The sequence below is a fragment of the Sphingomonas sp. genome, assembly GCF_035317925.1.
GTDB lineage: Bacteria > Pseudomonadota > Alphaproteobacteria > Sphingomonadales > Sphingomonadaceae > Sphingomonas_I.
Genome location: NZ_DATHFV010000144.1, coordinates 23,081 through 34,514 on the forward strand (window position 1 = coordinate 23,081; position 11,434 = coordinate 34,514).

Here is an 11,434-nt window from a genome sequence, read left to right on the forward strand (position 1 = left end):
TCAGCTTTTCGGGAGCTTGGCGAGTACCTGTTGGACTAGCTCGGGTGCCGCTGCCCTGGGGTCGGCCGTGCGCAGCGTGCCGGTGCCGCGCCAGACCTCGCGATTTGCGCCGGCGTCGACCAGCACCGCGGTGACGCGCAACACACGGCCCTTCGCAAAACGGGTGCGCCAGCTGCGGTCGGGCCGTGCGACCCAGCTGGGGCGCTCACCGGGAAGATAGCTGCCCGCGTCCGACGATCCGGCGGCAGCGGTGAGCGCGAGCCGATAGCGCGGATTGTCGTCCTGCATCGTGAAGCCGGCATGGGCCGCCGCTGCGGCGACACTGTCGAATGAAAGGCCGAACGGCAGTTTCTCACCCTGATCCAGGCTCAGCGCGAGCGTGCGCGGCGCGGGCGGGATCGGTGCTTCCTGAAAGGCGGTGACGTGCGAGGTGCTCGCGCAGGCGGTCAGGGCAAGGCACGCGGCGAATGTCAGGATCGGGCGGAGCTTCGGCGCGGTTCGCATGACCCATGGATATCCTATTGCGCGGCACAGGGAAATCGCCTGGCCGGCTATCGTTGCGCATCAAGACATTAAGCCGAACAGTCGATCGAAGCGAGATCGTTACGGGAGCGGAGTGTGGCCGGTTGGGCACATAAGCCCGCAGTCAGGGTAAATACCACGAAAAGTCAGGGTATTCCCCTCAGGATTAACAGTCATTTACAATGAACGCATTGATAAAAACCCCTAGGGGCGCCTAGGCAGTTCCCATAGCCAGCCGGGGGGTTGGCGTTCGGGGGACTCCAAACTGTGGGGCGGGGGCGCGTTCGTTTGCGTTGGCTGATGCGGCTGCTTTTCGCCGCGTGGCTCGCCGTGCCCGCCGCCTTGATGGCGGCCGATCTCCAGGTCACCGATTATTCGTTCACGCCGCTTTCGGTTGGTACGACCGGAGTCGTGACCTTCTCGATCACGGTCACCAACAATGGCTCGGGCGCGGTCAACGACGCGGTTCTGACCGTTCATGCCTCACCGCTGTTCACGGTCGATCCCGCATCGCTCGCGTCGGGCTGCACCTCGACCGGCACGCCCCAGACGATCACCTGCAACCTGGCGCCGCTCGCCGACGGCGCGGTCCGGATCATTACCTACAAAGCGAGCGCACAGACCACCGGCGCGGTTGATACCGACGCCGATCTCACCAGCCCGACCAACGTGGATCCCAATTCGGCTAATGATACGCTGACGATAACCCCGGCGGTGTTCGACGGCGTCGATCTCAGCCTGACGCAGCAGGCGCTCAACGGCAGCAACGCGGTCATCTCGACGCCGCTGCCCGCGGGCTCGGTCGTGAAGTGGCAGCTGACGCCGCGCAACAACAGCGCCTTCTCCACCGCCGCGATCACCGTCACCGACACGCTGCCGCCGGCGAGCGACTTCACGCTGTCGACGACGCTGTCGAACATCGCCAATTATGATTGCACCCAGGCGGGCATCGTTGTCACCTGCGTCTATACCGGCGTGGCCAAGTCCAACGCAGCCTACGGCACGATTACCCTGCAGGGCACGATCCAGGCGGCGAGCGGCACGATCTCCAACGCGGCGACGGTCGCAGTCAATTCGCCGACAATCGCCGATCCGGACACGACCAACAACACGCCCGCGGTGGCCACGGTCAGCATCTCGCCCGGCGCGGATTTGCAGGCGATCAAGACGATGGCGTCGACGATCATCCTCGACGGTTCGTCGACCAACGTCACGCTGCGCATCCGCAATAACGGCCCGTCGACCGCAACCAACCCGACCATCACCGACGTGTTGCCGGCGACTTTGGCGTTCGCCAATCCGGGCACCCCGCCGGCCAATTGCACGATCACCGGCCAGACCGTCGTCTGCAAGCCGCCCAGCGTCGCCAGTGGCGTCACAACCACGTTCAACGTCCCGGTCAAGGGCGTGAGCGTCACCGCGTCGGATACGAACATCGCGACGGTGGCGCTCGATCCGCTGTCGACGCTGACCGATGGCACCAGCACCAACAATACCTCGTCGGTGACCTATTCGGTGATCAATCCGGATGCGGTGCTGACGATCAGCAAGACCAAATTGTCGGGCACGCCTTTGTCCAACGATCCGGTGGCGCCAAGCTCGTCGATCCAGAGCGCGATCACGATCAAGAATCTGGGTCCGTCGAAGCTGACCTTCAACCCGACACTGCCGATCGTCATCACCGATACGTTGCTGGGCGACGAGACGTTCGATATCCAGGCGAACCTGCTCGCCACGAGCAGCGGCACAACCTTCTCGTGCGTGCGCAATTCGAACACGCTGGCGACCTGCACCAGCACCAATACAAGCGTGATCGCGGTTAATGGCACGGTGTCGGTCACGTTGCGTTCGATCAGCGGCCCGACCACCGGCAATCTGCAAAATCAGGCCTGCTCCAAGCAAGGCGCGGTGCAGGCGGATCTGACCACGGTGGCCTCGACCGGTGCCGCAATCTGCACCACCGCCCAAATCTCGACGAGCACGAGCAGCGCGGACCTTTCGATCGCCAAGACGGTCAGCAAGGACAACACCAGCTATTCGACCAGCGGCCTTGAGTTGCTCGGCACCGACAACGACCTCTATGTGAAGCTGGTCGTCACCAACAACGATGCGGCGGTGACCTCGACCGGCGTGGTCGTGACCGACAACCTGGCGGCGTCCGGCTTCATGATCGGCGCCGTCTTCCAGCAGGTATCACTGACGTCGAGCGCGGGCGGCACGCCGAGCGAGACGCCGACCTATGGATCCGACGGCAAGGTCGTATGGACGATCCCGTCGCTGGCGCCCAACACGACCGAAACGCTGATCTTCAAACTCAGCCGTCCGCTCGACAGCAACGATACCGCGACGCCGACCTTCACCAACACGGCGACGCTATCGCCCGGGGCGATCTTCGATCCCAATTCGGCGAACAACAGTTCGTCGGCGAGCTACAAGATCGATCCGGTTTCGAACCTGGCCGTGACCGCCTCGGTCAACCCGCCTGCGGGCAAGGTCGGCGTGACCGAAACCTATACGCTGGCGATGCACAATGCCGGTCCCAACGACGCGGCCAACGTCCACGTCATCAACAAATTCCCAGTCAATCGCTTCAGCCTGACCAGCGCCAAGGTGGTCGACGCGGGCGGAGCCGCCGTGGCCGGCACGTCCTGCACGCCGACGTCCGACGCCACCTTCATCACGATCGACTGCCTGATCCCGACGATGGCCGCCGCGGCCAGCTATCAGACGATCGAGGCGATGTTGCCGCTCTATCCGTTCGGAGGCCAGACAGTCTTCCCGCCGACGGCGAGCGACACGACCACCGCCACGATCTCGAGCGATTCCTACGATCCCGATACGAGCGACAATACGTCATCGGCGACGGTCACGATCGACGGCCCCAAATTCGATCTGCAGATCACCGACAACGAGCCCCCGGCGGGCGGCGGCATCACTTATGATCCGATCCCGACCACGCAGGATCTGACCTACGATCTGAAGATCACCAATAACGGCCCGTCGCAGGCGTCCAACGTGCGGGTCGAGCACAGCTTCCTGACGGTGCCCGCGGGCTTCACGCTCACCTATGACGGCTTCTCGATCGTCCAGGTCGGATCGTTCGTGCCGCCGAGCGCGGGTTGCACCGATCTGGGTGCGGGCGCGCTGGAATGCGTGCTGTCGGGCACGGCCGCCACCAACACGCTGGCCTCGGGTCAGTCGACCATCTTCCGTGTCAAGTTCAAGGCGGTCACGGCGACGCCGCTGACCGGCAGCACGACCTTCAAGAACCAGGCCTACATCATCGCCACCGAGCAGCCCGACATCGTCACCGCCGCGGCCGAAGCCTCGCTCGGCAACAACAAGGCCACGCAGACGACGACGATGCTGCCGGCGACCGACCTGGAGGCAACCAAGTCGGCCGACCTGGCCAGCGCGACGATCAATCAGCCGATCACCTATACGTTGACCTTCGCCAACAAGGGGCCGTCGCCGACCACCCAGCTGCGGCTGGTCGATACGCTGCCCACCGGGCTGACATCGATCACCGGCACCTTCACCGCGCCGACGCCGGTCGGCGGTAGTACGGCGTCGGTCTCCAGTTTCACCTGCACCGGCACGACCACCGTCACCTGCGTCCTCAACGGCAGCTTCCCCGGCGACGAGACGTCGTCGATGATGCAGATGACGTTCAAGGCGAAGGCGGCCTATCCCTATGCGCCTGCGCTGGGCGTCGTGACCAACACGGTCACGATCTCGCCCGGCATCGTCAGCGGATCGCCGATCAGCGGCGACAGCGTCCCGACCAACAATAGCGGCACGGTCGATGTCACGCTCACCGGATCGTCGATCGCGGGCACGGTCTATGTCGACAATGACGGCAACAACGCCTTCACCGCGGGCGAGGGATATGCCGGCGGCACGAATATTACGCTGTCAGGCACCGACAGCTATGGCAATACGATCGGGCCGATCACGCAGGCGACCGATGCGTCGGGCAATTTCAGCTTCACCAAGCTGCCGCCCGGCACCTATTCGCTGGTCGAAACCCAGCCCGGCAGCCTGATCGACGGCAATGAAGCCCCCGGCACGGCCGGTGGTACGGTCGACAACAGCGCGCACGATTCGACCGCCGCGCACAACACGATCGCCACCATCATTCTGCCCGCCAGCACCGCCGCGACCGGCTATCTGTTCCAGGAACTCGCCTCAGCGACGATCTCCGGCACCATCTATGCCGACACCAACAATAATGGCGCGCAGGACGGCGGCGAGCCGGGCATCCCGCTCTCGGCCTTCGGCGCCACCGCCACCCAGCTGCGCCTGACCGGCACCGACACCAACGGCAACGCCGTCAACCTGACCACCGCGGTCGATACGGGCGGCCATTACAGCTTCACCAACCTCGCGCCCTCGACCAGCGGCTATACCGTCACCGAGGAAGTCCAGCCGACCGGCTATGCCGACGGCCTCGACCGCAACGGCGTCGGCAGCGTCGTTTCCGGATCGGGCGGACGCGCGGTGCCGGAGACGATCGTGGTCGGCGCGGTCACGGCCGGCCAGACGCTCACCAATCGCGATTTCGGCGAACTGCTCAGCGCGACCTTGTCGGGCGCGGTCTATCTCGACGCCAACAGCAACGCGACGCGCGACGGCGGCGAAACCAGCGGCATCGCCGGCGCGGTGATCACGCTGAGCGGTACCGACTCTTTCGGCAATGCGATCACGTCCTGTCAGATCACGACCAACGCGACCGGCGCGTTCAGCTTTCCCGACGCCGGGAACGCGGTCACGGCCTGCCATGTGCTGCAGGCCGGCACCTATGTGCTGACCGAAACGCCACCGGCGGGCTTTACCCATACCGGTGCCTATGTCGGCAACCTCGGCGGCACCGCCGGTGCGGTCATCACCGCCAACACGCCGTCAGTGGGGGCAGGCGTGACCAGCATCACCGCGATCACGATCGGCGCTGGCGGCAACGGCGCCAGCTATAATTTCGGCGAGACCGGCCAGGGCTTTGCCGGCTTCGTCTATGTCGACCGCAACAATAACGGCACGCGCGACGCGGGCGAGACCGGCATCGCCGGCGTGACGGTGACCTTGTCGGGTACGACCAGCACCAGCCAGAATGTCTGCACGCTGATCACCTGCACCGCGACGTCCGATGCGGCCGGCAATTTCATCATCCCCAATGTGCCGGGATCGAACCCGACCGGCTACACGCTGACCGAACAGTCGCAGGCGACGACGCCGCTCAACGCCTATGGCGACGGCCAGGACGGCGCCGGCACGGTTTCGGGCGTGACGCGCGGTACCGCCGGCAACGACGTGATCAGCGGTATCGTGCTCGCGACGGGCGAGCTCGGCAGCAATTACCGCTTCGGCGAACTCGCCTCGACACTATCCGGCACGGCCTATGTCGACAGCAATAATGACGGGATCAAGCAAGCGGGCGAACCCGGCATCCCCGGCGTGATCGTCACCTTGTCGGGCACGACCAGCGGCGGCGCGAACATCTGCACCCAGCGCGCGGCGCTGACCCCGGCGCTGACTTGCGCCGCCACCACCGCCGCCGACGGCACGTACAGCTTCACCGATCTGCCGGCCGGTTCCTACACATTGGTTGAAGGCCAGCCGTCCGATTATGCCGACGGCAAGGAGAGCGCCGGCACGCCAGCAGGCACGGTCGACAACGCGACGTTCGGTTCGACCGCCGCGACCAACACGATCGCGGCGATCGCGCTCGGCGCGGGCGTGGCCGGCACCGCCTATGATTTCGGTGAGATCGGCGTTTCGCTGAACGGTCGCGTCTACAAGGATCCGCAGCGCGACGGCATCGACAGCGGCGGCACCGAACCCGGCATCCCCGGCGTGACCGTCACGCTGAGGCAGGGCGCAACCGTCATCGCGACCACCACTACCGACGCGACCGGTGCCTTCCACTTTATCGGCCTGGCGGCGGGCAGCTATACCGTGACCGAAACACAGCCCGGCGGCTACGGATCGTCCACGGCGGATTCGGTTTCGGTCAACCTGACCAGCGGCGCCACCCAGACGGTCGAGTTTGGCGATACGGTTTCGACCATCGCCGGCCATGTCTTCGTCGACGCCAATAACGACGGAATCTTCCAGGCAGGCGAGCAGCCGATAGAGGGCGTGACGGTCAAGCTGACCGGCGGCGCAAATCTGGTCGCGACGACCGGTCCAGACGGCAGCTTCAGCTTCGGCGATCTGCTCGGCGGCAGCTACACCCTCACCGAAACCCAGCCCGCCAATTATGGCGATGGCAAGGATAGCGCGGGCAGCGCCGGCGGCACGGTCGGCAACGATGTGATCGGCCCGATCGCGCTGCCGGGCGGCGTCGATGCGATCAACTATGCCTTTGGCGAGGTCACCACCGCGATCGGTGGTGTCGTCTATGTCGACACCAATCTGAACGGCAAGCAGGATTCAGGCGAACCCGGCATTCCCGGTGTCACGCTGACGCTGAAGACGCCCGACGGCACGGTGCTCAACACGACCACCACCGATAGCGATGGCGGCTACAGCTTCCCCGTGCCGGGCACGGGCGACTATGTCGTCGCCGAGACCCAGCCCGGCGGCTACGGCGACGCTGCCGAAAATGGCAATAATCGCGGCACGGTAACGGTCGGCACCGGCGTTCCGCCCAAGGTCAATTTCGGCGAGCGCGAAGGCTCGGTCAGCGGCGTCGTCTATGATGACGCCAACTTCAACAATCGCCGCGACGCGGGCGAGCCGCCGATCGCGGGCGTGACGGTTACGCTGACCGGCACCGACGGCAATGGCCAGAGCGTGTCGCGCACCGCCGTGACGGGCCGCGACGGCGCGTTCAACTTCGGCAATGTAGCGGGCGGCAGCTACAGCCTGATCGAGACGCAACCCGCCGCCTATCAGGATAGCGGCGACACGCCCGGCAGCGCCGGCGGCAGTGCGCTGCCCAGCCCCGGCGACACGATTTCGGGCATCACGCTCGGTGTCGCGCAGGATGCGACCGGCTATCTGTTCGGCGAACATGGGCCGGGTGCGGAGCTTTCGGGCAGCGTCTGGTTCGACGCCGACCATGACGGCGTGCGCGATCCCAACGAGATCGGCCAGCCGAACTGGACCGTCCAGCTGTTCAACGGCGGCGTACTCGTTGCGACGACCACCACCGACGCCACCGGCCAATATCAATTTGGCAGCCTGCCGCCGGGTTCGGGCTATTCGCTGCTGTTCCGCGAGCCGACCAGCCAGGCGGCGTTCGGCAGCGCGCGGCCGAACGAATCCGGCCTGCCCGCAACGGACGGCGTGACGTCGCAGGGCAATCCCGGCGGCGCGGATTTCACCAGCGGCCAGATCCGCGAGATCACCCTGCTACCCGGCGCCAATGTCCAACAGCAGTCGCTGCCGCTCGATCCGTCGGGTGTGGTCTATGATTCGGTCACGCGCCAGGTCGTGCCGGGTGCGACCGTCACCATCGCCGGCCCGGCCGGTTTCGATCCGGCGACGCAATTGCTGGGTGGCACGATCAACGCGCGGCAGACGGTCGGCGCCAACGGCTTCTATCAGTTCCTGTTGCTCGCCGGGGCGCCCAACGGCACCTACACGATCACCTATTCGCCGCCGGCCGGCGGATCCTATAATGCGATCACGCCGTCGACGCGGATCCCGCCCTGCACCGGCCCCTACACGGTCGGCCCGACGCCCGATCCCTTGCTCATCTCCACCTATGACAGCGCGCCGCCGTCCGAAGCGGTGACGAGCTGCACGGTCAGCCAGAATTCGACCGCTTATTTCCTGAGCTTCGTGCTGACCGCGGGCCTCTCGGCCAATGTGGTCAACAATCACCTGCCGCTCGACCCCATCCTCAAGGGATCGATCGTGGTGACCAAGACGACGCCGCTGCGCGACGTCACGCGCGGCGGGCTGGTGCCCTACACGATCACCGCCAAAGATGTGCTGACCGCCGCGATCCCGAACATCGCGATCGTGGATCAGGTGCCGGCGGGTTTCCGCTACCGCACCGGCACCGCGCGTTTGAACGGCGTACCGGTGACGCCGATCGAGAATGGGCGACAGCTGACCTTCCCCCCGGTCAACTTCGCGGCGGGCGAGACCAAGACGTATGATTTGATGCTGACGGTTGGCGCGGGCGTCGGCGACGGCGAGCATGTCAATCAGGCGTGGGCGGTCAACAATGGCAGCAACACGATTGTGTCGAACATCGCTGACGCGATCGTGCAGATTATCCCCGACGCCGATTTCGACTGCACCGACATCCTCGGCAAGGTGTTCGACGACAAGAACGGCAACGGCGTCGAAGACGAAGGTGAGCCTGGCCTGCCCGGCGCGCGCGTCGTCACCGTCGCGGGCGACCTGATCACCACCGACAAGGATGGCCGCTACCACATCACCTGTCCGATGATCGCCAATGCCGAGCGGGGATCGAACTTCATCCTCAAGCTCGATCCGCGCACGCTGCCGACCGGCTACCGCCTGACCACCGAGAATCCGGAAACGGTTCGCCTGACGCGCGGCAAGTTCGTGAAGCTGAACTTCGGTGCTTCGCTGCTGCGGGTGGTCCGCCTCGACGTGCAGGATGCCGTGTTCAAGGGCGAGGAGATCGCGCCCGATTATCTGGCCAAGGTCGACGGGCTGATCGCGACGCTCGAAGGCCAGCCGTCGGTGCTGCGGATCAGCTACATCCCGCGCGGTGAGGATCCCAAGCTGGTCCATGCCCGCGTCGCCAGGTTGCGCGCGCTGATCGAGCATAAGTGGGGCGAGAAAGCGCGCCGCTGCCGCCTGATCATCGAGGCGGAGGAAAGCTGGTGAACCGCCGGCTCCTGACCCTCGCGCTTGGCCTGTCGCCGCTCGCGCTTGCCGCCGCCCATGCCGCGGAAAAGGCGGATCCGTGCGGGCCGAAGACATGCCAGCGCCGGCCCGCGGACAGCGCCACCGAACCCACCCCGATCACGCCCAATCTGGAACAGGGCGGGGCGTACGATCCGTTCCGCGTCACGATCGACGGTCAGACGCCGGCAGGCACCTGGCCGGTGGAGGGCGATGCCCAGCGCGCAACCGACAAAGCGCTCGCCGATGCCGACGTCCAGGTGCAAGTGACGACCTTGCGCGCGCAGCCGGTGCTGAGCCTCGTGCCCGACGCGCCCGCCGCCGCGCCGGGCGACACCGTCACGTTCTACAGCTTCGCCAATTACGGTTTCTACATCACGCGCGCCGAACTGCGGCTGTTCCCGGCGAACGTCTCGACCGAGGGCAAGCCGATCGCGACGATGCCGGTCACGCTCGGCCGGCCGGCAATGTGGAAGGCAGGGATGCGGCCGCAGGCGCTGCGGATCGTGCTGCGCGTCTATGACGCCACCGGCCATTTTGACGAGACCGCGCCGCAGGAATTCGCGATCGTTGCCGGACCGCCAGTGCGGGACGACCGCCGCGACGGGCCCTTGTTCGACAATCAGCGCACCAAGGGCAATATCCCGGTCGAGGGCGCCGAGGTCACGATCAGCGGCGACGTCGGCATCGGATCGGCGGTCGAGGCGTTCGGCGTTGCCGCGCCGGTCGACAAGGGCGGCCGCTTCGTCGTCCAGCAGATCGTGCCGCAGAAAACCAAGGATGTGACGGTCAAGGTCGCGCCCGTGAACGGCCCGGCCAAGAGCTTCACCCGCGCCTTGAACGTGCCGTGGGACGACAACTTCCTGGTGGCGATCGGCGACATCACCGCCGGTCATCGCAGCATGAATCAGGCGACGATCGATCTGGAAGGGATCGACAATGCCGATGCGCGCAAGAATTTCATCGACGGCCGCTTCGCCTTCTACTGGAAGGGGCAGCTCGCGCATCAGTGGCACGTCACCGCCGCCGCCGACACGGGCGAGCATCCGTTCAACGACCTGTTCAGCGATTTCCTGAAGAAGGACAGCCGCGCCTTCCTGCGCCGGCTCGATCCCGAGCTTCATTATCCGACCTATGGCGACGATTCGACATTGATCCAGGACGCGCCGACCTATGGCCGTTTCTACCTGCGCGCCGAGGACAAGAATACCGAGGCGATGTGGGGCAATTTCCACACGCAGCTGACCGGCACCGACCTGATCCAATATAATCGCGCGCTCTATGGCGCGGGTGTGAAATGGCATGGCGGCGGTGAAGCCGCGGGCGATCACAAGAGCGAGATCAGTGCCTTCGCCGCCGATCCCGGCACGATCGACAGCCGCGAGGAATTCGCCTCGACCGGGGGCTCGGTTTATTATCTGCGCAACCAGGATGTCTCGGAAGGCTCCGAGCGCGTCTTCATGGAAGTGCGCGACCGCGATTCCGGGATTGTGCTCCAGCGTCAGGAATTGATCGCATCGCGCGATTATGACGTAAACTATATCCAGGGCCGCATCCTGCTGCGCGAGCCGCTGCCGATCGTCGCCGACGCGTCGATGTTTGTCCACGAGAGCAGCCTGGCGGGCAATCCGGTGTGGCTGGTCACGACCTATGAATATACGCCCGGCCTGACCAAGCCGAGCGCGCTCACCTACGGCGGCCGCGCGCAGCAATGGGTCGGCGATCATGTCCGCGTCGGCGTCACGGGTTATCGCCAGGGCGAGGATCAGTCGCGCCAGACTTTGTACGGCACCGATCTGCTGCTGCGCTACAAGCCGGGCACCTTCGTGCGGGGCGAGTTCGCGCATTCGCAGGGGCAAGGCGAAGGCACGAACTTCTCGTCGACCGGCGGCTATGATTTCACGCAGGTCACCGCGACCGATCAGGGCGGTTCCAACGCCTTCGTACTCGAAGCCGCGGCCTCGCTCGACGAACTGACCAAGGCGGCGAGCGGCAACGTCACCGGTTATTATCGCCGGCGCGAGGCGGGCTATTCGGGGCCGGGCGAACTGACCTTCGGCGAGGCGATCGACCAATATGGCGG

The 11,434-nt window shown here is 65.6% G+C and carries 3 protein-coding genes; 2 read left to right on the forward strand and 1 reads right to left on the reverse strand.

Translation table 11 applies throughout. The features are described 5' to 3' along the window. The gene (locus VK533_RS11005) at positions 1-504 is read right to left on the reverse strand and encodes a DUF4136 domain-containing protein (protein WP_324377385.1); all 504 of its coding nucleotides are present in this window, start codon (positions 502-504) and stop codon (positions 1-3) included. Positions 505-822: 318 nt separating this feature from the next. Here VK533_RS11005 and VK533_RS11010 point away from each other — a divergent pair, with 318 nt between their 5' ends. Together VK533_RS11010 and VK533_RS11015 are read left to right on the forward strand one after the other, a co-directional pair. After that, a complete protein-coding gene (locus VK533_RS11010; RefSeq protein ID WP_324377387.1) occupies positions 823-9,333 on the forward strand; it encodes a beta strand repeat-containing protein in 8,511 nt (2,836 codons plus the stop codon). Next, the coding region (locus VK533_RS11015) for a hypothetical protein (RefSeq protein ID WP_324377389.1) at positions 9,330-11,434 on the forward strand (2,105 nt) is incomplete at its 3' end. The genes VK533_RS11010 and VK533_RS11015, both read left to right, overlap by 4 nt.

Bases quoted from the DNA above. Each gene is read 5' to 3' on its own strand.
- VK533_RS11005 (WP_324377385.1), bottom strand. From the start codon at position 504: ATGCGAACCGCGCCGAAGCTCCGCCCGATCCTGACATTCGCCGCGTGC.
- VK533_RS11010 (WP_324377387.1), top strand. From the start codon at position 823: ATGCGGCTGCTTTTCGCCGCGTGGCTCGCCGTGCCCGCCGCCTTGATG.